The sequence below is a fragment of the Piscinibacter lacus genome, from assembly GCF_016735685.1.
In the GTDB taxonomy this organism is placed as follows: Bacteria; Pseudomonadota; Gammaproteobacteria; order Burkholderiales; family Burkholderiaceae_C; genus Aquariibacter; species Aquariibacter lacus.
Genome location: NZ_JAERRA010000001.1, coordinates 1,663,049 through 1,687,894, shown reverse-complemented (window position 1 = coordinate 1,687,894; position 24,846 = coordinate 1,663,049). Strand labels below are relative to the sequence as shown.

Annotated in this window: 11 protein-coding genes and 1 tRNA gene; 4 read left to right on the top strand and 8 right to left on the bottom strand. The window is 65.5% G+C overall.

What is annotated here, in order from left to right:
- The first annotated feature begins 5 nt into the window (after positions 1-5).
- The 4 genes from JI742_RS07625 to JI742_RS07610 all read left to right on the top strand — a co-directional run bounded on the left by JI742_RS07625 (position 6) and on the right by JI742_RS07610 (position 4,426).
- A tRNA-Asn gene (locus JI742_RS07625) sits at positions 6-81 on the top strand.
- 328 nt (positions 82-409) lie between these two features.
- Positions 410-1,765 carry a site-specific integrase gene (locus tag JI742_RS13880; protein ID WP_201825230.1) on the top strand — a complete coding sequence of 452 codons (1,356 nt, stop codon included), beginning with the start codon at positions 410-412 and terminating at the stop codon, positions 1,763-1,765.
- A gap of 220 nt (positions 1,766-1,985) precedes the next feature.
- On the top strand, positions 1,986-2,369 hold the full coding sequence (locus JI742_RS07615) for a helix-turn-helix transcriptional regulator (protein WP_201825227.1): 384 nt from the start codon (positions 1,986-1,988) through the stop codon (positions 2,367-2,369).
- 362 nt (positions 2,370-2,731) lie between these two features.
- Positions 2,732-4,426, top strand: a complete 1,695-nt coding sequence (locus JI742_RS07610) for a hypothetical protein (RefSeq protein WP_201825225.1) — start codon at positions 2,732-2,734, stop codon at positions 4,424-4,426.
- Positions 4,427-4,532: 106 nt separating this feature from the next.
- Here JI742_RS07610 and JI742_RS07605 read toward each other — a convergent pair whose 3' ends face one another.
- From JI742_RS07605 to JI742_RS07570, 8 genes are all read right to left on the bottom strand, one after another.
- Positions 4,533-5,468 (bottom strand): hypothetical protein, encoded by a 936-nt coding sequence (locus JI742_RS07605; protein ID WP_201825223.1) that lies wholly within the window; start codon positions 5,466-5,468, stop codon positions 4,533-4,535.
- Positions 5,469-5,544: 76 nt separating this feature from the next.
- Positions 5,545-5,982 carry a hypothetical protein gene (locus JI742_RS07600; RefSeq protein ID WP_201825221.1) on the bottom strand — a complete coding sequence of 146 codons (438 nt, stop codon included), beginning with the start codon at positions 5,980-5,982 and terminating at the stop codon, positions 5,545-5,547.
- 287 nt (positions 5,983-6,269) lie between these two features.
- Complete coding sequence (locus tag JI742_RS07595) at positions 6,270-9,740, bottom strand: ATP-binding protein (RefSeq protein WP_201825219.1); 3,471 nt, start codon at positions 9,738-9,740, stop codon at positions 6,270-6,272.
- A 3-nt stretch (positions 9,741-9,743) separates the two neighbouring features.
- Positions 9,744-11,033: a metallophosphoesterase family protein gene (locus JI742_RS07590; protein ID WP_201826481.1), complete on the bottom strand. Its 1,290-nt coding sequence runs from the start codon at positions 11,031-11,033 to the stop codon at positions 9,744-9,746.
- A gap of 371 nt (positions 11,034-11,404) precedes the next feature.
- The gene (locus JI742_RS07585; RefSeq protein WP_201825217.1) at positions 11,405-13,510 is read right to left on the bottom strand and encodes a UvrD-helicase domain-containing protein; all 2,106 of its coding nucleotides are present in this window, start codon (positions 13,508-13,510) and stop codon (positions 11,405-11,407) included.
- Positions 13,507-19,890 carry a DEAD/DEAH box helicase gene (locus tag JI742_RS07580; protein ID WP_236676825.1) on the bottom strand — a complete coding sequence of 2,128 codons (6,384 nt, stop codon included), beginning with the start codon at positions 19,888-19,890 and terminating at the stop codon, positions 13,507-13,509. The genes JI742_RS07585 and JI742_RS07580 overlap by 4 nt, the downstream gene beginning before the upstream one ends.
- Positions 19,891-19,947: 57 nt before the next feature.
- The gene (locus tag JI742_RS07575; RefSeq protein WP_236676824.1) at positions 19,948-21,537 is read right to left on the bottom strand and encodes a hypothetical protein; all 1,590 of its coding nucleotides are present in this window, start codon (positions 21,535-21,537) and stop codon (positions 19,948-19,950) included.
- A 38-nt stretch (positions 21,538-21,575) separates the two neighbouring features.
- A complete protein-coding gene (locus tag JI742_RS07570) occupies positions 21,576-24,713 on the bottom strand; it encodes a helicase-related protein (RefSeq protein WP_201825210.1) in 3,138 nt (1,045 codons plus the stop codon).
- Between the last annotated feature and the right edge of the window lie 133 nt (positions 24,714-24,846).

Genomic DNA, 24,846 nt, shown 5'->3' with positions numbered 1-24,846 from the left:
GCTGTTCCCCGATAGCTCAGTCGGTAGAGCGCCGGACTGTTAATCCGTAGGTCCCTGGTTCGAGCCCAGGTCGGGGAGCCACCGAAAAGCGTGAAAAAACAAGGCCTTAGCGATGCAAGTCGCTGAGGCCTTTGTTGTTCCAGGGTCCAAAAAGCCCAGGTGTCAGTAAAACTGTCAGTAAAACGGGACCCGCACGGGGTCGTGCCAAGCCGCACCGTGTCGCGCCATGTCGCGCACGGTCACGCTGAAGCCGGCCCACGTCGCGGCAACCATGCTGGCCGGATAAAACTGGTGGCGATACGCGAGCCTTCCATTTGGAGCTCGTCGTGTTCCCTTTCCATCAACTCATCGCGTCGGCAGCACAGCCGGCCCATCCCCAAGCCCACCACCACCTCGCGCGAGGTGAGCTGTGAGGCGCCCGTTCCAAATCGCCGGCCGCAAGGGCTGGAAGGGCGAATACAAGTTCGCCGACGGCAGCGTGCGCCGCGAGACCTTCCCGACCGAAGACGAGGTCGTGGCGTGGCTCAAGGAGCAGAAGAAGCTCGATGAAGCCGAGCAAGGCCCGCTGTTCGGCGGGCCCTCGCGCATGACCCTCGGTCGGTTCCTGGGTGAGTACGCCGCGCGCTACTCGATTGCCAAGGACGGCTACAAGTCCGAAATCGACCGCATCAACCACTACGTGACAGCGGTCGGACTGCCGCGCCTGGCGGTCGTCATCGAGGACAACGGCAACCGCAGTCTGGTCACGGTGCCGGCCGCCAAGTCCGTGCCCAAGGCGTTTCGCAGACACATGGACGCGCGCATGGCCAAGCGTGCCAAGACCTACGAGCTCATCCGCAAGCTGGCCAACAAGCCAGTGTCGAAGGTCGGCACCGAAGACATCCGCGGACTCGTCACCACGGGCACCACCGAGGGGTGGGGCGACAGCACCATCCAGAAGGAAGTCGCGCTGCTCAAGACCGCCTTCAACAGCGCCATCCGGGAGTGGCGCTGGACAGGCTTCGTGAACCCCTGCGTGGGCATCAAGCTGGGCAAGTCGAACAAGCGCTTCATCGTCGTCACCGACGCGCAGATGAATCGCATCGTCGAGGCGCTCTCGCAGTGCGACAACCCGCAGTTCTGGCCGCTGGTGGACATGGCGATTCACAGCACGCTGCGGCTGCACTCGCTGCTGTCACTGCGCTGGAGCCAGACCGACCTGGAAACCTGCCGGGCCCGGGTCTGGGCCAAGGGCAAGTGGATGGATGCGCAGCTGCCGCCGCGCGCCGTGGCCATCCTGCAATCCCTGCCGCGCGGTACCTCGGACAACGTCTTCACCATGACCGAGAACGCCATCGACATGGCGTGGGACGGTGTCCGCCAGAAAGCCGGGCTGCCCCAGCTCCGATTCGCCGACCTCCGTCACGTGGGCGCCACCGCCTATGCCAAGGCCGGCATCGGCGCGCACGCGTTGAAGGAACTGCTGCTGCACACGACGACCCGCATGGCGGAGGTCTACGTGAATCTGGCCAACTCCGACATCGTCAAGGCGCTGAACGTGCTCGACGAGAAGCTGCGCGAGCTGACGCCGATGCCGGCCACCGTGCACCCGCACGGCAAGCAAAAGCATGCCCGCGCGCGCAAGCCCGCTGCGGGCGCTAACGTGTTCCATCTCGTCAAGGACGGGGAAAGACTCGTGGCCAAGCGCGTGGGGAGCCAGGGGTCGGCATCGAAGGTGGCCAGCGCCGCCACGGACGCCGACGACGCCCTGGAACGACGCGCCTGATGCTGCGGCGGCTGCTCGGCCCACCGAGCCGACGCGGGTGGTCAGGGGGCCACCCGTCCAGCTGACGCCACCGCATCTCCTCGAGCCCTGGACCTGACCCGCCAGGGCTCGAGCCTTCTCGGTCGATGCGGGCCACGGCCTGTCTCTTGCCTGAGCTTGGCTGCCGAGAAATATAAGCCTTCGGGCTACACGTTGAATCGCCACCTCGCCGATTCAAGCCGTGAGCTTCAACGACCCCCTGATGACCAAGACCGACGTCGCCGACCTGATGCGTTGCTGCGAACGCACCCTGGAGCGGCGCGTGCGCGCCGGGGACTTCCCGCCGTCCGTCAGGTTCGGCAAGGAGTCGCTGTGGTTCCAGTCGGTGGTCCACGATTGGCTGCAGCGCCAACGCGCCCAGCAGCAGCAATGGCTGGCCTCGACCCAGGCGGACGCCGGCTCGACCGCCGCCGCTCAGCCCGCCCCCACCCCGGCCCTGGACCCCAAACCCAAGGCCGACACGGCTCAGGAAGGCCCTCGGAAGAGCCGGGCCAAGCCGCGGCCGAGCCACCTGACCTCGAGGTCGTTCTTCTCCAAGCAAGAGCTGGAGGCCGGTCGGGCCTGAGTCGCCTCAGCCAGTCCGGTGCCGGCGACCAGCCTGCCGGTCGTGCACCTTCCGGTGGGCGGCCCGGCGCCCGAAGATTTCGCTAAAGCTGGCAGTGTTCGTGCCGACAACAGGCAGTGGTCGTCCCGTCGCCGGGATGGCCGCTGCCGTTCTTTCACAACCTGACCTTCAAACATTCCAACGAGTCGAACTCGTCGGAGTGCCAACGACCGGCCTGGCAACAGGCGGGTCGGGTGCGTCCCGTTAGTGCTTCGTGCCGTCGCAAGGCGGCCGACCCGTGGAGGGTCCGCCCCGCAAGGGGTGTCCATCCCCATTAACTCAGCCCCGTCCAACGGACGCGGGTCTCGAAAAAGGACATTGAAATGAACAAGACCATTCTGAGCACCACCGGCACTCCCATGACCCAGCAAAGCGGCAGCACCTCCGGGGGCTACGTGCCGCTGGGCATGCTTGGCAACAAGGTTGCCGCCTTCTCGCTGCTGAACATGCGGGTGACCTCGCTGGGGGCTTCGGACCTCAAGGAGATGAACCTCAAGGCGCAGTTCGGCGCGAACTGGTGCGAGCAGTACTACACCGAGTTCGACGCCAAGAAAGAGGTGTTTGTGTTCAACCACAAGCGCCTCGCCACGGACATCCTGTCGGCCTGTCAGGCGGTCGGCCCGTACTCGGAAACTGCCGAGCGGCGGGTCGGCGTCTGGAAGATGAATGACGGGCAACTGGTGGTCAATGGTCGTCAGCTGTGGCGCGCTGACGGCACGGTGCTGGAGCACGGCATCCACGAGGACCGGGTCTATCCGGTCGGCGGTGATGTCGGCTTTGACCTGTCGACCCCGGAGGCCACCGCAGATGATGTCAACAAGGTCTTGGCCGCCTTCAACTCCCCGCAGTGGATTCATTCCATGGCGGGGGAAATCGTGCTGGGCTTCTTCGGCATGAGCCTGGTGTCGACGGCCTTGCGCCGTCGGCCTCACGTGCTAATGACGGGCCCGGCAGCCTGTGGCAAGTCCACGGTGCTGGAGTACGTGCGCTGGTTGCTGGGGCCGCTGGCGTTCGGTTGCACGGGGCCGCAAACCATGGCGGCCTACTATCAAAGCCTGGCAGGCACCTCGAAAGTCGTCGTCAACGACGAGTTCGAGGCCGACCCCGGCCGCATGGCATGCAAGGACACCTTCGACGTGGCCCGCATGTCCTACAGCCTGCAGGAAGGTGATGAAGGCATCGTCCGAGGCACGGTGACCGGCAAGTCCAAGAGCTACCGGTTCTACTCGCCGTTCATCGCGGCGGGCATCAGTCCGGGCAAGATGGAGCCAGCGGACCTCACCCGCTGGGTCATTCTCGAAGCCAAGGGCACGCCCAAGGGCGAACGGCTGACCGCAGCCGAGGCCCGGGAAATCGGGCCGAAGCTGGCACGGCTCTATCTCAGTCGTTGGAATGTGTTCCAGGATTCCGAGACGGCGGTGCGGCAACGCATCCTGGCCTCGGGGGGTGACGGCCGCATGGCCGACACCGTCGGCACCCTGCTGGCGAGCTACTGGGCTTTTGTGTCCGACACACCGGCAACGGATGAGGACGCGAAGTTCCTGGTGAGCATGCTGGGAATCGAGGAGCGAATCGCGGTCCATCAGGTCAGCGACGAGCTCCAATGCCTGGAAGCGTTGACCAGCCGCGTTCTGCCATTCAAGGTGGTGGACGGCGCTGCGCTGGTAACCCGTCAACTGTCGATTGCGCAGGCCATCGAGACGGTCTGCAAGGACCCGACCGAACAGCCTGAAGTCGTGATGCGCATGGCCCAACTGGGTTTGCGCGTGGCGTTCGCGAAAGGCAGGTGGTCGCTCTACGTGGTGAACTCGCCCATGCACCAGGAACTGCGCAAGCTGTTTGCTGGGACCAAATGGGCGGCGGGTGGGTGGTCGGTGGTTCTCCGCCGGCTGCCGGGTGGTGAGGAGAGCACCCAACGCATTGGCGCTGGCCTTGGCGCCGCGAAGGTCACGGTCATCGACATCCCGGAGCACCTGCTCCCGAGCGTCGATGTGAACGACATGCTGCTGGCAGCATGAGCTGACAGCTGAGGGGGGGCGGACCTGAAAGGGTTCGCCCTCTTCTTTTTTTTGCATCCGCGTTGCCCGGGTTACCTGCGTTACCCCGTCGCCGGCACAGACGCGGTCAGTGCTTGTAGCGCGACGTCGTCGGCCACGCCAAGTCTGCAACGGGGTCGCCGGCGCTGAGCTGCCGCCTCTCCAACAGTAACTCCACGGAGGGGGCGACCACGTGTCGGCAGCATTGGTACCAGGCGACGAATGCGTCGAACACGTCGCCATGGAGCCAGGCATTCCCGGCGTTGGGTTCCTTGGCCAGGGCGGCCGCGAGTCGGGTGCTCAGCGTCGTGAACTTTGCGACATCGCAGCCGGCGTCCCGCGTCATCTCCGTCCAGCGGCCTGTGGCAGATGGGGATGAACCGGCCGGGCCGTAGTGGCGGGTCAGCAGTAACTGGACCACCTGCGATGTGCTCATGAACATTCCGGCGCCGGGGATGGCGGCCAGCGGCAGCAAGTAAGGGTCGGACAGCTTGTAGGCCCGCGCCCAGGCGCCGTACATCAACGAGGCCAATCGCATCCACTCGATGGATGCGAGCTCGCCATACGCGTCGCCGGCTTGGGCGATTTGGGCCACCTCCTCAAAGGAAAGCTCGGCTTTGGCACGGTTTGCCCGCTGGGACAGCATGCACAAGTTCCCGGCACGGTAGCTGACTTCGTTGACGAGCCGGTCGACGGAGGGGTTTCGCGGCGATGGGCCGCCACCCATCCTGAACGGCTCCAGCGTGACTGGGCATCGCCCGTCGGTCATGCGTTCTAGCAACGCGGGCGTGACCGTCGCGTCGACAATCATGCCGCGCCGTACGGCGCTGAGGCGAAGGCTGAGCCACTTGCCTTCGTAGTATCCGAGCCGCTTCTTGGGACCATCGTAGGCCTCATAGGCAGCCCGATAGGTCTCCGGGAGCTTGCGGTCCAGGCGCAGCCCGGCCGCGGCCGACTCACGTCCGATGGCCGTGCATTCGGAGGCCAGGGCATCAAGTTGGTAGTGCCGAGACAGCTCGCTCATGACTGGTTCTGCGGTCGACGTATTTTCCCGCGGCGCGGTTTCCGCCGCGGCGCTCGCAGTGCGGCACGCCGCCCGGTCAGGCTGCGACCTTCTTGGGACGCTTCGCCTTGCTGGCCGGCACATCAATGCGGTATTCGCTGATGGGGTCGAATTCTCCGTCGTCGCCGGCCTCGTGAGGACACAAGAAGCGGAAGATGACGTACTCGGCTTGATTGACGGCCATCAGCATGTATGTGCGACCGGCCGCGGTATAGACGCCGAAGGTGGCGCCGTGCTCCGGGTTGTTCTCCTCGTTGAACCGGGGGTCGTGCAGTGCGATTTCGGGCTCCCGGTCATGGATTCCCATGACTTTCGCCTGGAAGTCGACCTTGATGCCTGAGCCGCGCAGGTCGCCCAAGGTGTCGCTGACGTCCATCGTCCAACGTTCGATGTGCTTTCCAGTGAGCTGGTACCAGCCCTTCTTCTTGGGAACAGGCTCCACTTCGGCGCGGATGCCGTTGAACAGGAACATCATGGCGGGTCTTCTTTCTGAGGTGTACGGAAGCGACGGGACGACCTGAGCTCAGGTCCAGCAGCAGGAAGCATCACCCTCATGCCGTCACCTCAGCTGCGCGCAGCCGCGGTGAACTGCCGATATCGGCAATCGTGAAGCCAGCTTGAGGGCTGACTGACGCGGCACGCCAGGAACTTGTCGGCCAGCGGCCCATCACAGCTAGCCGGCATCAGCCAGGTCAGGAACACGCGTCTCCCAAGCCACGACCGACCGCAGGACCCACACGCCCTTGCCGAGCCGCGCAGTGGTCATCGCTGCAGCTTCACGACATTGACACCATCGCCGAAGACCGACTTCACCCGCGGCAAGAGGTGGTCGTGATGGCTCAGGAAAAGCACCTGGGTACGCGTGGACAGCTCGCGCAAGGCCTCCAGCCCCGCGGTGGACCGCTCGTCGTCGAAGTTGATGAACAGGTCATCGGCGATGAACGGCAGCGGTTTGGCCTTCTGCAGGTGCAACTCAAGTGCCGCCAACCGGAGGGCGAGGTAGAGCTGGTCGCGGGTGCCTTCGCTCAACCCGGACACCTCGACCTGCCGCCCATCGGCATGATGCGCTGACAGGCTCACCGGCGTCTTGTCGTAGTCGACGAACAGCTTGGTGTACCGGCCGAGGGTCAGTTGCCTGAAGATGCTGCCAGCACGCGCGAGCATCGGGCCTTGCTTCTCGTCCCGGTAACGGTCGATGGCCCATCCCAGCAGCCGCACGGCTGTGGCGACCTTCAGGTAGCGCTCCGACGCCTCCACCATGTCGGCCAAGGCCTCTTGCCGCTGCGATTCCGCGGATGCCGCGTCGGTGCGCCCGTCGATGGCATCCAGTGCCTGCTGCGCGGCGAGGCGCTCTTCCGCCAACCGGACATGCTCGGCCTGCAGGGTCTCCAGTGATTCGTTGGCGCCCGCCAGGTCCACCGGCAACTTAGCCAGGTCGCAGCTTTGGACCTCCGCCAGCACGGCATCCAGCGTCAAACCTTCGGCGTCCTTGGCCAGGTTGGTCCGTGTGTTGTGCGCCTCGGCCAAGAGTTGACGGCGTCGGTCGGAGCACTCGACCAGCGGTATCGCCGCCGCCAATGTCTCGACACCGGCAGCGGCCAGCAGCGGCCCGACGCTCGCATGCACGCGTTGCACTTCTTGCTGTGCCTGAAGCAGGTTCTCACGTGCCGCCTGCAACGCGTCCTGTGCCGCCGCGCGGCGTTGCTGGGCGGCTTCGGCCTCGCGCAGTGACGGAACCAGCGCCCGCACCACGTCCCGCGCCGTCGCGCTGGCCAGCTCGCCCTGGCCAAGTCGCGTCACCAGCGCCTGCGCCATGGCCTCGAACCTGGCCAGGTCCGCGCGCATGGTGTCGATGCGGTCCCGCTTGGTGGCGGCAGATTGCGTCAGGTTGGCTCGCACCCGCTCCACCAACAGCTGGGCCTGCTCGGCATCGTCGACAGACTTCACGTAGGCCGTCAGGCCTGCCGCCGCCAGCGCGGTGGCCCAGGATGTCTGCCATGTCGTGTGCGCTGCTTCAGCGTCTGCAGCCGCGGCCTCCAGGTCCCGCACCACGCTGGCGGCGGCCTGAAGCCGCTGCGCCAGAAGCTCCCGGCGCGTGACGGCTGCATCCATCCTGGCGACATGCGCTTCCGCCTGCTCCACCAAGGCCAACAGCGACGCGCCATCGGCCAGGCTCACGCCTGCCGACGCCAAGGCCGTCCTCAAGGCACTGCCGACAGCGTCAGAAGCCCGCTTCTCCTGGTCGCGTTCGGCGCGCTTGTCGTCCAGCGATGAGGCGGCGGACAGGGCTGTCTCCCGCTTGGCGAACCAATCTTGTGCCGCGCCCGGGGCCAGGCCTGCCAGCCCCAGTGCGTCCACCTCATCGGCCCACTGCTGGTCGAACTGCCCGAGCTCCTGCGCCTTGCGTGCCAAGGACGACTGGCTTTGTGCCAGCGCCAGCCCCAGACGTTCCGCCTGCTGACGCAGGCTTTGAAGCCGCGCAGCCTCGTTGACCGAGCCCAGCTGGGTGTCGACCAGTTCATCTGCCAGGGCCATGGCGGCGTCAAGGGCTGGCGCGCCGAGGGCCAGCGCCACGGCGCCATCCCTGATGGACGACCAGGCCTTGTCGCGGTCCACACGCGCGTCACGGACCTCTGTCCCGGTCACGACATGCCCCGCCGCCTCAAACTGCCCCACAGCCAATTGCGCGGTGTCGAGCGCAGCCTTCGCTTCGGCCTCTCGCTCGGCGGCGGCATCGCGCGCCGACACCAATCGCTGCCGCTCGGCCACCAGGCCGGACAGGCGTGCAGCCGCCGGCGCTGCCATCCGCTGCAACGAGGCGACATCGCCGGCACGCGGACCCAGAGCCGCCAAGGCGGCGTCCAGTGCGCGCTCGGCAGCGGCCACCCCCAGGTCAAGACGAGATTGCGTCGCGGCCGTATTCCGGGAGGCCTGCGCGGCTGACAGCGCTGCGCGCAGCGCGGGCGACACTTCGTCCGGTGCAAGCCGCTGGAGCTCTGCCTCCGCGTCGGCCCTCTCGGCGCGTTTGTCCTTGACCGCCTGCTGCGCGCTGCGCAGCGACTGCACGCACTCGCCGTGCGCCGTCACCAGCCGCTGCACCTCGCGAACCACCAGCGGGTGCGGCAGCGTGGCGCGCAAGGCCGTCTCGTCGGCGGGCCATCCCAGCTCAGCGGCATCCGCCTGGGCCAACGCCAGGAGCTGGTCGTGGGCCCGCTGCTGCACATCGAGGTCGTCGTAGTGGTCCTGCACGCGTTGAGAGAACGCCTGCAGTACTTCGATGCCTTCCTTGTGCGCCAGCAATCCGCCGTCAAAGACCAGGCCCTCGCACTGGGCCGCCAATCGCGTCACATCGCTGGCACGCTGCTCGGCCACCGTCTCCGCGCGTGACAGCGCCGCCATGCCCTCGCTCAACTGCTTGCCGGCATCGGCGGGCAGCTCCAACACATCGCCGAGTTGCGCCAGCGCGGCCGTGGTCTCGTTGAGCGCGTGAACGCTAGGCGCCAGTCGACGAATCCGCTCCAGCCGGCCGCGAACGGCCTGCAGGTCTGTGCGCCGCGCGTTGGCGGCCTCGATGCGGGACTCGACATCCGTTAGCGCGGCGCGCGCCTCGGTCCAGACCTTGGTTCTGACGGCCAGCTGCTTGACGTTGCGGCTGGCATCCTCCCAGCGGCTGCTGGCGGCGTAATACGTGCGAGAGGCCGCCGCCCGCGGCGCCCAGAGTTTGTCGGCCTCGGCGGTCAGTGCGTCGCGCACCTTGCCCAGGCTGTCGATGCCCGCGGCGGACTGGAACAGCACCTGGCTGACTTCCTCGGACGCATCCAGGATGCTCTCGCCCCCCTTGACCAACTGGCCATGGTCGAGCCCGAACATCTGCTCGAAGAAGTCGCGGTCGGCCGCGTCCATGAACGGCGACAACGCGTCGTCGGCCAGTGGGGCATCTGCGGCGTCGCGCAAGGTTGCCTTGTTGGCCTTGATGCGGAAGAAGTCCAACGCCTGCTGCCCGTGCTCGACTGTCGCCCCCAGACGCAGGTCCGGTTGCGGATGCAGGAACGCCATGGGCCCCGAGCGAAGCGGCAGCCCAAAGAGCAGGTCGCCAATGGCGCCGCGCAGCGTGGACTTGCCGGCCTCGTTGGGGCCGACGATGAAGTGGAAGTCGTGTTCCGCGCGCGGCAGGTCGACCTCGGTGTCGGTGAACTTGCCGTAGCGCAGGAGCTGGAGTCGTCGCAGGCGCATCGCTTACTCCCCCTGCCCCTGATTCGCCTGGTGTGCGTGATTTGCCTGATGCGCCAAGTGCGCCAGCAGGCCAGGCGCCACCTCATCCATCAGGCTCGCAAGGTCGCCCTGACGAACCTGCTCGAGCACCGGCAGGTGCGCCTGCACCTCGGCCGGCACCTTGTTGATGAAGGACATCAGCTCGGTCTGCAGGCTCTGGTTGAAATCCGGGTCGGTGATGGCCGCGCCGACGATGGCTTGCAGGTCCGAGAACGCGTCCATGCGCTGGTGGATAGCGCTGGTGTCCAGGTGTGGCGACGTTCGAAGGCAGACCTTCTCCAGCCACAGGCGCTCATTGCCCAGGCTGGCAATGTGGGCCAATGCCTGGCTGCGCAGTTGCTGCTCGAGGCCGAACAGCTGGCCATGGGCGTCGGTCTTTCCCGTGACCGTCACGCGCACGGCGCGCGGCACGTGGGGGTCGGTGGCCAGCACGGTTTCGAAGGCCCGGCCGATGTGCAGCGACACCTCGGCCATCGAGCGGCAGTCGCTGGCATCCACCTCCAGGTGCTCCCAGCGCAGGATGTCGATGAAGATGCGTTCGACCTCCGGATGGCCTTCGTCGTCGACGGTCACCAGCACGGCGCCTCGCCGGCCGCACTCACGCACATTGCGGCCCTGCAGGTTGCCGGGAAACACGATGGTCGTGGCGCCCGTCCACTGCGCAAACTCGTGCACATGGCCCAGCGCCCAGTACTGATAGCCGCGCGCATGCAGCTCATCGATGCGGCACGGGGCATAGGTCGCATGGGCGGCGTTGCCTTCCAGCGCGGTGTGCAGCACCCCGATGTTGAAGCGTCCGGCCACGGGCGCGGGATAGTGCACCGCCAGGTTGTCAGTGGTCTCCTTGTGCTTGAAGCTGTGCCCGTGCAAGGCCACGCCCAACTCGGGCACGTCGAAGGTCTGCGGCATGTTGGCGCCGAAGGTCTTGACGTTGTCCGGCAGCGCCAACTTGCGCGTCATCTCGCTTTCGGCGTCGTGATTGCCGAACAGCACGTAGGCCGGGATGCCCGCGCGCCTGAGGCGCCCCATCTCCTTGCAGAAGAAGATGCCGGTGTTGTAGTCCCGCCAGGTGCCGTCATAGAGGTCGCCGGCGATGACGAGGAAGTCGACCTCCTCTTCCAGGGCCTTGTCGACCAGGGCCGTCAGCGCATCGCGCGTGGCACTGCGCAATTGCGCGGCCGGGGCGTCCGGGTAGGCAGCTAGGCCGTTGAGCGGGCTGTCCAGATGGATGTCCGCCGCATGGATGAACTTCAACACGCCTTTGCTCCCCCTTCAGTCGCCACCGCGCGGCACGCCCGCGACTAGACTCGTTGTTGGCCTACGCCGCACCTACGGCGGCCAGGAATTGCCTCACCTCATCCTGGTTCTTCAGCGCAATCTGCTGCGCCTGCTGCTTGCCCCTTGTGTCGGCGCTAGTGCCCTGGCGGCAGCAGCCCCCTTAGGTAGCTAGAACTACAGGAGACCACTTCGCGGCAGCCCTGGACCACGACATGTCCGCCACCTCGACGGCACCGATGCAAGAGTTGACCATTCAGCTCGGACAGGCGTCGTGTCCCTTCGTCTGAACGCCATCACAACGCGTGCCCATTGTTGCGGCACGACGCCAGCGCTTCTGACTCAACCAATCAGTTCAACCGAATCAATGCTGCGCTTCGCTTGGCTCGCGTCAAAGCCACGTACAGCAACTTTCGCTGGCTACTGGTCTGGTCAGGCGTTCCGAAGTACGACTCCGGGGCGACAACGACGACCGCATCGAATTCCAACCCTTTAGCCCTATGCATGGTCGCAAAGTGCACCACGTTGCGGCTGTCCGAGTGATTGGCCTGCGCCGTGATGGTCAGGCACGTGAGGCCGGCACTCTGGACCTGCTTGGCCAATGCCTCGCGGTTCTTCTCGCTTGAAGCGATGACGCACACTGACGGTGCGTCGGCATCGCCTTTTGCTGCCCGAAACGCCTTGATGAAGGCGACGACCTGAACCGCGGCGGCCTCAAGGCCGTCAGCTGTGACAACACTCGGTGCCGGGCCATGCGACAGCGATTTGTAGCGCCGCGTCTCGTCGTGGCCATCGTCGAGGTCGTCAACCTCGCAACCCTCGAGCAGGGCCACTGCCTGCCGGCGAATTTCGTCGGTTGTCCGGTAGTTCAGGTAAAGCTTGCGGGCTCGTCCCCGGATGTCGATGCCGCACTTGCTCATCGCGGCGCGGTGCCGGCTGTAGATGCGTTGGTGACCATCGCCGACGAAGAACAGGTCGTTGGCGCCTGCGGGAATCATGGCGCGAAGCAGCTTCAATGCCTGCGGTCCCAGGTCTTGCGTCTCGTCGATGACGATGGCGCTGTACGCCGAGGCATGGCTGTCCTCGGCAAGCAGCAGTTCAGCAATCTCTCGATAGGCGTCGTCGACCTCCTTGAGCTTTCGTGAGCTAAGCTGGCCGCGGTACTCCTCGAATACCGGCCACACGGCATCGCGCTTGGTGCGGCTCAGCACGCTCTCACGGCCAGTGCGGCGCGCCGTTCGATACTGGTCGCGTGTCGTGATGCCCTGGGCCAACACGACCTGCTCAAGCTCCAACTCATAGAAGTTGTCCGGCAGGTCCAGCGTGGTGTCGCGCACCGCCATGGCGGCCTGCCAGGCCTGCAGGGCGGCGTCCTGCTTGCGGTCGTAGACGATGCGGTGCTCCAGCTTGCGGCTGCGCATGAAGCCGTGCACCCAGGCGTCCAGGTTGCGCACCTCCAGCTTGGCGAGGGTGGCGCTGCCGCACAGCGTGCGCAGGTTCTGCTCGATGTCGCTCGCCAGGTTCTTGGTGAAGGTCGTGAACAGCACCTTCTTGCCATCCAGCGTGCGGTTGTCGGCCAGCCATCGCGCACGGTGCATGGCAAGGACCGTCTTGCCTGTGCCGGCACCGCCCAGCACCCGCACCGGGCCACTGCGGTCGCCGGAGGCCAGCTTGTGCTGGGTCGGGTGCAGAAACACGCGCCACTGGGCCAGCGGCGCGTTCATGATGGCCAGCATGGCCTCGTCGTCGTCGACGATGACAAAGCGTGACTGTGATTCCGGGGTCGCCAGGGCCGCCGCGAAGTCGGACGTGTCGACCTTACGGTCCACCCGGGTCTCGCGCGCATTCAGCACCTGACTGACGGTGTCGCCCGCTGCGACAAGGAACAGCCCTTCGTAGCCTTCCACCGGCAGGCGGCCCTGCAGCGCGTCCAATTCAGGTTCTGACGTAAGGTGCCGCACCTCGGCCAACATCTCCTCTGGCACGCCCAGGCTCAGCAATTCGCGGTCCTCAAGTCCGCCAAACAGCGGCAATTGCGCCTCAGCCGTCTGCGCTTGGACCGCCTTTGCCGCCGGTGTTGGTTGTGCGGGAGCTGCCTCGACTGCAGCGACGCTTTCGATGATGACCATCTGCATCGCTCCCGTCACCGGGTTGATGGCCAGCTTGCGGTTCTCGGCCCAACGGTAGGCATCGTCGTGATGGTCCACGTACAGCAGCACGTAGACGTCCCCGCTGTTGGGCTTGAACACGATGCCGCGCCAGTCGCGGTCGAGGCGCACCGACTTCAGGTTCGGGTCACGGGCACCGTTGATGTACTCGTAGTTGATGCCGGGGCTGGTCGGGTCCGACTGGAACTGGATGGCCCACTTCATCACCTTGGAGTGAACGCTGGATGGGAGCTTCGAGAGTTGCAGCAGGAAGTCCTGCGACAAAGCCACTTTGGGTTTGAGGCTCACGCTGCCCCTCCTTCATTCACATTGAGTTCCAGACCGAGGCTCGCAGCAGCGGCCACAGACCACGGTGCGCCCACGACAAGGTTCATGGCCTCGTCCAGTAGCACGACCTTCCAGTTCTCCGCGCCCCACAGCTCGACGAGGTCGGCCTGGTCGGAGCGCAGGACGACGACCTTCTCCTGCACCCATGCCAGCTCGCAATCCGCCGAGACGCGCCCCTTGGCGTCTACCAGCTCCAGGCCCACTTCGGGCAGCGATGCGCCGGACTGGGCCAGTTGCTTGAGCCCCGGCGCAAGCGCTTCCAACGCCTGCTCGACAACGGCCTGCCAGGCCGCGTTGAGTGCCGCCTGCGCTGCCGGCGCCGCCGGAGTCGTACCGGCCGCCGCGGGGACCAGCGCGTCGTAGTCATGCGCAGCCAGGCCTTCGCCAGTCACGAGGACGGTGCCCGACAGGAACTGCAGGGTGTTGAACAACTGCAGCCACCGACGCCAAGCCCGGTGCAGCGCATCCTCGTCCCCAGCCACTGAGGCATCCAACAGCACAGCAGTCGGGCTGGCCCAGTTTTGATGTGAAGGCAGGCCTTTGGCGAGCAGCACCGGCCACCATCCCAGCACCGAAGCGGCGCCGTTGGTCTTCGACATCACCGGCGCAAAGCCAGGTCCGGGCTCTCGGACGTGCATTGGAAGTTGCGGAAGCCATGGCGCCCGCTGCACTTCAGCTGCGGCCTTGTCCTCCGCGGTCGACGGCACCATCAGGAACTCAAGCCACACCGCGTTGCGCTGCTGCGCCTCCACAGCACTGTCCACGTCCGTGGGGCCGGCTGGGGCTGCCAGCCACTGCAGCAACCGCGCGACCGCATGCTGGGTGAACGCCTTTTCCTGTGCCCTGGGCACGCTCGGCGGCGCCTTACCACCGTCGTGCCGATTGAGCGTCACAGTCGCCGGGTCCAGGTCAGACTCGGCGTTGCCGTCAATGGCGGCCGAGACATCCTGGTGCGTCACCGACCAGGTCCAGAACTTCCCGCTGGCGACGATGGCGCTGCGCTTCAGCGCGTCTTCACGCATGCAGTCCTTGTGGTACGCCCAGCCGTCACAGAAAACCGCCACGGGCCGCCGCTTGGAGCCCGAGGCCCAGGGCCAGATGACGAAGTCCGGCTTGCTCGGCACTGGCACTCCAGCGTCGCCATTCAACTCGCACTGGGGCTCAATACGATAGCGCTGGCTGCCCACCTCAAGAACGAAGCCCGACTTGCCATGTACAACGTCCTGCACCAACTTGATAGGCGGTAGCCCCGCCACACCGCTCATCTTCTTCAGGCTATCGATGAAGCGAGCCTCGAGGACCGAATCGAAGTTCGGGTTGATGTAGATGTCCGAGATGGTCTTGACCCGCTCCAGCGACGGCAGCGAGCCCACCAGCTCCGTGAGCACGGCCTTGGCGTTGTCACGTGAAACGAGCTCCATGCTGCGACCGAGCCGGTATTGGTACAGGCAGCGGTAGCAGCCGTCCTTCTCAGGGTCCTGGTTGCACGAGCAGCCGGTCAGCGCATCCAGCGCCATGCGCAGCACGTCGGCCAGTGTCTTGGCATCATGGGCCAGCAACTGGTGCAAATAGCCCGTGCCGCCCGGCACTGAGTCGTAGAGCATCACGTAGTGCTTGCGCGGCCCGCCGTCCTTGCCGGGCTCGTCCTGCAGGACCATGCGCAGGTGGTCCACCTTGCCGCCGAAGCGGCGCTTCAGGCCAAGCTGCACAGCGGCCATGAAGGACTGCACTACCTTCTCATCGACACCGTTCTTGGTGTACGGCACCAGGATGCGCAGCGCCTCGGATTCGAACTCGCGGTACAGGTACAGGCAGTCCAGCAGGTTGGCCGGGTCGTCACTGCCATGCTTCGGACAGTCGAAGCTGTGGCTCTGCTCGGCCGTCCCAGCCCCGCGGCGCGGCGGCTTCTGCACCTTGCCGCAGTGCTTGCACAGCTTGAAGCCGGGGCGCTGCGATTCCTTGTCGGCCACCTTGAAGGCCTCACCCGGCTTGGCCAGCTCGCCGAAGTTGACGTCGCGGAACGTCACACGTGAGATGAACTCGAAGCCAAACGGCGTGCCCCCCGTGGGAATCTGCCAGGCCTCGCGGATGTATGCGGGCTGGAAGTCGGCCATCAACTGGCGGACGTAGTACCGCGGCTCCCGGTCTTCCGAGCTGTCGTCGATGCGGACGTCGGTGTCGTTGCTGTTCGCAATCGCCTGTCGGAAGCGCAGCAAGGTGTGCTTCTGGCCACCGTCTGTCCACATCGGGTCACCGCAGTGCGGACAGGTGGCGTGCACGTCGGCCTCCACCGTCAGGTTCTGCATGTGGTGGCAGCTCGGGCAGAAACGCCAGTCCTCCGCCTTGGCCAGGTTCATATTGATTTGGTCAACTTCAACCCGGCGCTGGTTGGCATAAAAGCGGTTCTCCGGCGCGAACTCCGACAGCGCCGACTGCGCTGGCCGCTCGTACTTCTGCGTTGCCAGGGCCACGTAGGCCCCCTGGCCGGGCTCGTCTTCGCCGCGCTTGCGCCACAACACGGACTTCAGTTGGATGCCTGACTCCGGGAATGCGTAGTTGGGTATCAGGCCGGCATCGGTCAGGGTGTTCAACAGGTCTCGGCTGTTGATTTCCTTGATGAGCTCGAGCATTTTGTCGCGCTCGCGCAGCAGCTCATCGATTTCGTTCTTCGTGGCCTCGTCCTGCGGCTTCTGCTGGGCCTTGGTCTTGGCCCTGTCGAGTTCGTCCTTGCGCTTCTTGTAGGTTTTGCGCTCCTCGACCAGCTCTTCCAGGGCCTTGGTCAGCCGGGTTCGCAGGCCGTCGGCCTCGCCTTGACCTTGCATGAAGTCCCATAGCCTGCCGTGGACGACGTCGTCGACGTCTTTGCCGAGCAAGGCCATGAAGCTGTCGAACAGCCGCTGCTCGTGCTTCAGGACGTGGTCGCAGAAGATGGCCGGGAAGCGGTCCAGCTTGGCCTGCTCCATGGCGTCCAGCGCCTGGGAGGTCTTGTCAGGCAAGGCGTTGGCATTGCGCAGGCTGGACACCCAGTCGTCCATGCAGAACGCGAACAACTGCCGGCGCAGCACTTCGGCGGCCTGCAGGAAGACGCCAGGGGGCGCCACCTCGCCGGCAATCATCTCCTCGGTCTCGGCGAAGAAGTACAGGTCATGCGGGCTGTTGCCGTCGGCCAGCGTCGTCGTCATGGCATTGCCATCCCGGCGCCCCGCACGTCCCATGCGCTGCAGAAAGCTGGCCTGATTCGGCGGCACCGAGCACAGCAACACCGACGACAGGTCGCCGATGTCCACGCCCATCTCGAGCGTCGGCGTGGCCGACAGCAGGTTCTCGAACCACGGGCGTGGCTTCTTGTCCTTGAAGCGCTGTTCCAGCGCCTCGCGCTCCTGCCTGTCCAACAGGCCGGTGTGCTCGGCGGCAATCACCCGGCGCAGGTCACCCTGGCTGAAGCGTCGCACCCACCAATCAGCGGCTTCGGGAATGAGTTGTTCGTAGATGGACTCCACGGCGTCCAGGCAGGGCATGCCCAGCAGGTGCTCGGCCACCCGACGCGGCACGGTCAGCCGGCGCTTGCTGCCGGTGGTCGAGATGAAGGCCACCTCGGTGTCGACCTCCAGCGCCTCGGGGTTCAGAGCCAGCGTGTCGCCTTGATGGTGGGTGGTGCGAAGCAGGACGCCCGCCTTCAGCAGCGCGTCGAACGCAGCGGCGTACAGCTCGGGGGCCATGCCCTTGGCCAGCAGCATTTGCTGGCCCAGCGCAGCAGCCGCCCAGCGGTCGTACCAAGTGGGACGGCTGTTGCCGCTGAGCTTGTCAAACGACGAGTGCTTGCCCAGCGTCAGGAAGACCGGGTGCGGCGTGTAGTCGCCCATGGCCGGCATCCATTCGCGACGCCCTGCGCCTTTGGCCAGTTGCCACACCTGGCCGTCGCCCGCGTAGGCCACCATTTCCGGGTGCATCACGCCACCGCGGCGGCGCATGTGGGCCAGCGTGCCCCAGAGCCATTGCGACAGCACCGGCAGGTCCAGCCCGTGGGCGCCGAACCCCTCGCGCAAGCGGGGCAGCAGCTCCGCTGCAACTTCCTGGATGCGCTCCCACGGCACCGACATCGTCACCTTGCCAATGCGCTCCAGCGTGCGGCCGCGCTGGCTCTGATAGGTCAGGTCGCTAAACAGCTGCCACAGCATGCGCTTCCTCACCTTGCCCGGCAGGCGCGAGTTGGCCGGCAACTGCCCTTTCTCCAGCAACTCGACCGACCAGTCGTGCTGCCAGCTCATGTTCGGCGCCAGGAACTCGGCCACCAGGGTCTCCGGCGTCATGTGCAGCACCGAATCCGGAGCGTCAAAGCGCTGGGCGGCGCGGGACAAGAGCTCGGACCACGGCATACGCACCACGCCCAGCTCATCCAACACATGGGCCCAGGCCATGCGCACGTTGTTCTGCCAAGTGCGCGCACCGAAGAAGCCGGCGCGGTGAGCGGCGTCCTGCACAGAGTCCGAGAACGCAATCAGCTTCTTGTCGTCGTTGAACAGGCTGGCCCAGCTCGCCTCCACCACCTGCGAGCCCAGTGTGGCGTTCCGGGCACCGAGCAGAAGCAACTCATCTCGCTCGCCACAACTGGGGCAGGTGTCGTCGTGCCGGGTGTACTGGGCGTTGCCGACCACATGCGAGCGCTGCGCCGTGACCTGAAAGACGTAGAGCAACTCCTGGTGCGCGCAGGCCAGGCACGCCCCCTCGCCGGCCTGCACGTTGCCGCAAGCCACGCAGGCGTATTGATGGACGCCTTGGACATGCGAGCGTCCGAGACTCTTGGCTGCGTAGAGCCTGGCCGCCTCCGGCCGGCGGGAGAACCAAGTGTTGTAAATCTCGTCGGGCTTGGTCGAGAGCTTGCTGCTGCCCTGCACCAGGCGCGACAGCCAGCCCGTGGTGCGGCACTGGCTGCACTGCACCATGGGCAGGTACACACCGTCGCGCTCCCCGGGCAGGTCCCGTTCACTGCGCAGCCGAACGTCCTGCGGGTCCAGCGCCAGCTTGCCTACCATGCGGCGCAGCTCGCGCACCCACAGCTGAACACGCAGCGTCACCAGCGGCTGCTTGCCCTCCCGCAGCGCCCAGGCCACCAGCACCAGCATGCCGTCAAGCACCCTGGCCACCTGAACGCGGCTGGCCGCAGGCATGTTGCGAGCAAAGGCATCCTCCAGCGCGCTGTAGCTGACGACGCCGCCCTTCATCAACCGCAGGAGGTTGACGAAGAGCTGGTGCTCCTTCAGGTGTTGACCAAGTGCCTGACGCCAAGCGGCTGATGCCACCTCATCCGGCCCAGAAGGTTGAGCCAGCCCCGGGAAGAACACGCCGAACCACGCCCGAACCGCATCCACAGGGTTGGCGTACTGAGCCGGCTGCAGCACCGCGTCCAGCTCGGGCCGCCACATGAACATGTGCTCGACCATCGCGTCGCCCAGGAAGGCATCGACAGTGAGGCGGTTCTCGGTCACCACCGCATCGGCGCCGAACGGCACGCCGAACACCTGACGGGCGTACTCGCGCAGGGGCTCGGTATCCGACGAGCCCCCCAGCGTGGCCGATGTGCCCGCGCAAATCAGGTGCCCCTCCGGTGACTGCAGCCGGGCACGCAGCCGGCGCAGCAGCAGGGCCAGGTCGGTGCCTTGTGCACCGTCGAAAGTGTGCAGTTCGTCCACCACCACGTAGCGCAGCGTGGTCGGCTTGTTCTGTGCCCAGAGCTGCCGGTCCTTCGGCCGCAACATCAGGTAGTCCAGCATCTTGTAGTTGGTCAGCAAGATGTCTGGCGGATGCTTGCGCATCGTGTCGCGGTCGGTGATGACGCTGGTCGGCGTCATCACCATGCCTTCGCCTGGCTTGCCAGCGTTCCCGCCGACGTAGAGGCCCACCCGCATGCCGGCGAAGGCTGGCGTCTGGGCAACGCGCTCCGCGATGCGTTTCGCCTGGTCCGTGGCCAAGGCGTTCATGGGGTAGATGACCAGCGCCTTCACGCCCGCCTCGCCTGCGGCACGCGCTCGCGTGCAATGGTCCAGCAGCGGGAACAGGAAGCACTCAGTCTTGCCAGAACCCGTGCCAGTGGCCACCAACGTGCTGGCGGCCTGGTGCTGGCTGGACAGCCGCTTCCAAGCCAGTTCTTGGTGGTGGTAGCCGGGGTGCTCGGTCTCGAAGGTCTTGAAGAAGGTCCGCCCCGCCGAGCCTACGGCGAACGGCAGCCCCATCTGGACGTACGGACCCTTGAGCCAGGCGTCCTCGTCTTCGGTGAACCGGCTCATCAGGCCGTGCATGAAGGCGTCGGCCGGCTCGAAGCCGGAGACGAGGAACTGTTTCAAGCCCGTCTGTATGTCGCGGGCGAGGAGTGATGGAAGCATGGCCTGTTCTATTTCTGTTCAGCAGACGGACTTGTCCACGGTGACCGTGTTCCAGTCCGTCTCCTCGGATGCAAACACTCTGGGCTTCAGGGCGACGACGCGCTCAAAGGTTCCAGGGTTGAGTTGGCTGAGACCATAGGCGACCGACAGCCGGTCGTAGTCACCGTGCGCCACGCCCGGCGCACTAATGTTCGTCGGCAGCGCCAGTTCGCGAGGCTTGGCATTGAGCCAGGTGCAGCCATCCGTTTTCTGCAGGCGCGTCTTGAGCGCTGCATAGAAGGGGTGGCGGCCGCCGCCCCCGCACAGAAAGAACGGCATGCCGCGAACGGCCTCTTGGGTCAGCAGCATCTGCTTCCAGGCTCCATAGAGCACCTTGCCTGCCACCTGGTTGCGGACTCGCTGGTAAAAATCTTCATCCGGATTCTTCGCGCCGCCTTCGAAGCCAACCTCCACGCCCTTGACATAACTGCGATAGGAATCCGGGTAGCGGCCACGGAACTCCGTCGGCAGCTTCATGCTTTCCAGCTCTGCGACCGTGGTGCCGATGCGCTTTGCGACCTGGTCGCTGCCAGGCTCGAGCTGACCCTGCACGTAGCGAAGCTGAGCCAGCCACCATGCCAGTCGGGCACGGTTGAGGTTCGCCGCCCCAAGTAGTTCGACGGCATGCGTGAAGAAGTCGAATGAGACCGTGCCGCCTCGGTCCTTCCGCACGTGAAAGAGCGACGCGTCCACTGTGCCAGCGCCAACATCGACCAAGAGGTAGATGTTCGGCAAACGCGCATCGAAGTGCGAGGAACTGACGAAGCCGTGAATCTGGGCAGACAGCTCGGCCATCGGACGGACTTCGAGCTCATCGTCCAGGTTCAGCTCAGCTCGGAGGCTCCAAGCATTCAAGGCAGTCTCCACCCCGATGGAGCCCTGACTGCCCGCCAGCTGCCAGGCTACCTTGGCCAGCTGCTCAAAGTGCCTGCGGTGATGCTCCGAGGCTGCTTGGTCGGCCGGCTGGCCAATCGCCAAGGTCCAAAGGATGTCTGCCCGCAGGTACTGGTCACCCTTGGATTCGTAGAGCCAGGCTCGGGCCTGTCGAATCGTCAACGCCAGGAACGCGCAGCCCCTGGCACATGCCCGCTCGTCAGACAAGGCCGACAGCATGGCCAGCTTCAGGTCGGCAAGTCGCTTCCCGGACCCGGCCAGTGCATAGACGCCTTCCGCCGTTTCCAGCAGCGCCGATGGCAACAAGTAGCTCGCCACACCGACGGAATCCATGAACGGGACCGCATACGCAGCGTTCATGGTCCTGTCGGCAATCACCACCTTGGTCGACGATGTGCCGAAGTCCAGACCCATCACCAGCTCTCGCGCCGGGCCTGCTGTCGCCCCGGGTGGTTCGAGCCTGGCTCCGAGCACCTCATCGCGCTGCAGGGGGTCACTCGACCCCAACTCATCCGGCTTCCAGCCAAGACAAACGTTGTCGTGGACGTCGAAAGTCAGCGCGGGTTCGGTGGGGACGACAGGTTGGCGTACGGGCTTGTCGCGAAGAAAGTAGAAGTTCGGCCGATGGTAGGGACGCGCCGGCGCACGCTGCGCGCTCTTGGGTGCCCGTTTCAAGCGATTGCCTCTCATGCCTTCTGCCTCCCTCGTGCCTGTCACTCCACCCGTATGACGCCGGAGGAAACATCCTTCTGGCGTGGGTCCAAGGCCTCCCTCAGGCCGTTGGCGAGCTTGCGCTCTTCGTACTTCTGCTCCAGCTGCCGCAGCTTCGTGCGTTCCATACCCAGCAGGCCTCTGTGGCGCGGGTTCGATGAAGCTTGGTACCGGGCAATCCGCTCGGTGGCTTCTTCACGTTTGCGTTTCAGGTCGGCGTCCAGGGACGCGTTCATCTCACGCACACGGTCGCGGTTCTCCCGCAGCTGCGCTGCTTTGCTGGCGTCAAAGTGCTCCTCGATGGTCGCCCGGCAGTCATCCTGAAGCGCTGAAATTCGCTTGTGGTCCAGGATGTTCTTGGCAGCTGCCTGCCAGTCTGCCCCATGGTTGGCCGCGGCGTTGACCAGCGACTCGGCCGCGTCCGGCTCCAATGCAAGGCCCGTCTCGATGCATCGCGCTTCGTAGACGAGGCGCTCGACATCCCGCGGGCCGGAGAAGGTCCAGCGGATGACCACATAGACGTACGTGCCAGACGCCACGCCTGCGACGCGGGACGCGGGCAGTTGCACCGCTGAGGTCGGGAAGTAGCCGTCCTTGGTGCTGCGCTTCTTCTGTTGTTCCGAGACGAAGCGCACCAGGGGGTGGTCCTGGGTGACCTTCTCCACGTCTCGTGCCACATGGCCCGCCTGGTTGTCGAACCAGAGCTGACGCGGACGGTTGTCGAGCACGGTGGTGCGGCCCAGCAGCTTGGCGTCTGCCAGGAAGGCATGAAAGGCCACCCGGGCGTCCATGGAGAGCTCGATGAGCCCCTTGCGGACAGGCTCGTCATTGACCATCACCCGAGAGCCCGGGAACGAGGTTTCGAGGTAGTCCTTGACGAAGTGGTACAGGTCATCGCCGCGGATGTACCGCCCCAGGTCCATGGCGGCCTTGGCCTTGTTCTGGATGTAGTCGCCGTGCCCGAGCAGCTTGGACGCCTGCGCGTTCAACTGTTCCTCATCTCGTCGATTGCGTTCCAGGGCCATGGCGGCATCGCCGATGCGCTCCTCCTCCTGCTTGGGCGTCCGGCGATGCGACAGCAGGTCCACGGTGAGTTTTCGGACTTCGGCGCCTAGCAGCTCTTCCATGCTCCCGAGCGCCTGCCGGAACACATTCAGCCGCTCCAGCAACCTGTCGTGGACGCGTTCGTCCAGCGTGTCCTCGTAGACCAGGTTCCAGATGAGAATCTTGGCCTCTGCCTGCCCGATGCGGTCGATACGACCTATCCGCTGCTCGATGCGGGCCGGATTCCACGGCAGGTCGTAGTTCACCAAGAGGCTGGAGAACTGAAGGTCGACGCCTTCAGACGCCACCTCTGACGACAGCAGGACCTGGACCGCGGCGTCGTTCTCGAACGAGCGCAGCACCTCGGTCTTGTCCATGCCGCCGTGCAACACGATGGACCGGACGCCGGCCTCGGCCAGACGCTGGGCAAGGTAGTAAAGCGTGTTCCGGTAGAAAGCGAACAGCACCACCTTCTTGCCGACGTTCTCGCGCCAGTAGCCCTTGAGGTTCTTCACCAGGGCGGTGAACTTGCTGTCGTCAGCAGCCAGGCGCTCGTAGTCGCCGCACTTCCGAGCAATGCCACTCAGGATGGACAACAGCTCACCGGTGCCTCGTTGGGTGGCCGGACCCGGCGCAGCCTCCTGCTCTACCGTCTCCCCTTCGAGTTCGGTCACCGTCTCCTGCGTCAGCTCAGCCTGCTCCTCTTGCCGGCGCTTCCAGCCCATGCACGCAGCCGCCATGCAACTCGACATCTGGCGTTGCGGAATGGTCAGCAAGAAGCCCTCGGAGACATCGACCGACTCACAGTATTCCTGCACCGCTTCGGTCACGCCTTCGTAGAAGTCGCGCTCTGCCGCGCTCATCTCAATGCGCAGAGTCCGGGGCTCCCGGGTGACCCGAAGCTCGTCCACCTCGCGCTTGAGCGTGCGCGTGATGACCTTGGCCCTGGGGTTCAGGCGGTCGAGCAACTCGGCATAGTCCGCGCGCGACCGCACGTTGCGCAGGTCGTCGTCCGTTGGCAGGTTCTTGAGCAGGTGCTCAATCTGCTCGCTGTCCTCAAACCACCGAAGCGCAACGGATTCCTGCAGCGCGGCCTTGAATTCCTCCTGTGTCACCGGTGGGTCGCGCTTGAGTCGGTCCCGCAGGGCCACGATGGGTGCGTTGGCGCGGACCGAATGGTCATAGGTCCACTCCATCGGGAATGCGTCCTCGTCCAGCAGGTGCAGCAAGTTGAACAGGTCCGTGCTGCGCATCTGGATGGGCGTGGCCGACAGCAAGGCCAGGCCGTCGGTGACCGGCCGCAGCAGCGCGGCAAAGCGGTGCGTCTGCGTTCCCCGGTTGCGCAGGTAGTGCGCTTCGTCGACGACGACCAGGTCGAGCAAAGGCTCGTCGTCGCCAGCTGCTTCCAGGAATCGCGCCAGCTTGGCAGCCGAGCTCTGGGAGGGTGAGCTCTCTGAGTTCCAGTGCTTCGGCGGCCGCAAGCCTTGCATGCTGGCCACCAGCGCGAACTCCTCCGTCCGGTCCGCCTTGGCTGAGGACAGATGCTCGAGCAGTTCCCCCGCATCAACCATCTGAGCCTTCACGCCGAAGCGGTTGGCCAGCTCCGCGCACCACTTCTCGCGCAGCATGGCCGGACAGACCACCAGCAGGCGCCGGGCGTCCTGTCGAGCGCGCAGTTCGGTCCAAATCAGGCCGGCTTCGATGGTCTTGCCCAGACCGACCTCGTCCGCAATCACGATGCCCCGGCTAGGCGAGTCGAGGAACTGCAGCACCGGCTTGAACTGGTAGGGCAGGAACTTCGTATTGGTGGTGTTGAGGCTGTAAATCAGGTTCGCCAGCTTGCCGCTGAGCCTGGCCAAGGTGATGGCGCCGCGTAGATGCGAGGCGCCTCCGTACTGGCCGCGCTGCATCAGCAGGTAGGGGTCATTCGTCTCTGCCTCGACCCGTTCCAGCGAGCTGGCCAGGATGGGCTCGGTGCCGTCCGGGAACGCGACTACCAGCCGCCGGCGTCGCCCTTCGCCCGTCGGAGGGTCGCTGGTCAGCACCCCGATACGGCTCGGGTTGTCTATCAGGCGGACGCGGTCACCGGGATTCATGGCTGGTCCCTCATTTCGCCGTCAACGAGCACGAAGCCTGAAGCTCGGCGCTTCTTCAGTCCGGTCGGAATTTCGCAGGCGAAAAGTGAGGGCGGCATTCGATTCTTCTTTTGGCAGAAGTGCGTGGACTGCC

Coding starts and splice junctions, on each gene's coding strand:
- JI742_RS07570 (WP_201825210.1), bottom strand. CDS start 24,713: ATGAATCCCGGTGACCGCGTCCGCCTGATAGACAACCCGAGCCGTATC.
- JI742_RS07595 (WP_201825219.1), bottom strand. CDS start 9,740: ATGCGCCTGCGACGACTCCAGCTCCTGCGCTACGGCAAGTTCACCGAC.
- JI742_RS07610 (WP_201825225.1), top strand. CDS start 2,732: ATGAACAAGACCATTCTGAGCACCACCGGCACTCCCATGACCCAGCAA.
- JI742_RS07600 (WP_201825221.1), bottom strand. CDS start 5,982: ATGATGTTCCTGTTCAACGGCATCCGCGCCGAAGTGGAGCCTGTTCCC.
- JI742_RS07605 (WP_201825223.1), bottom strand. CDS start 5,468: ATGAGCGAGCTGTCTCGGCACTACCAACTTGATGCCCTGGCCTCCGAA.